General features: G+C 38.3%; 1 pseudogene. It reads left to right on the forward strand.

What is annotated here, in order from left to right:
* A pseudogene (locus EII29_RS12565) lies at positions 1-235 on the forward strand (hemolysin); the annotation flags it as partial.

Raw genomic sequence — 235 nt, forward strand, 5'->3', positions numbered from 1 at the left:
AAGCATTTGAAGATGCGTATAGAGATTTGGGTTATAATGCAAAAGTAATATATACAGACCCGTCAAAAGCACCACAGTTGATAGATGAGAACGGTAATGTCAAATCGGGAACGGCTTATGTAGGTAAAGACGGAGTACATACGATAATAATAAATACGGAAGACCCGAAGAACAGTACACGTTCAGGGATAATAGGCACTATATCTGAAGAAGGCAGTCATATAATAGGGAAGAT

Origin of the sequence: Leptotrichia sp. OH3620_COT-345 (assembly GCF_003932895.1) — a bacterium.
GTDB lineage: Bacteria > Fusobacteriota > Fusobacteriia > Fusobacteriales > Leptotrichiaceae > Pseudoleptotrichia.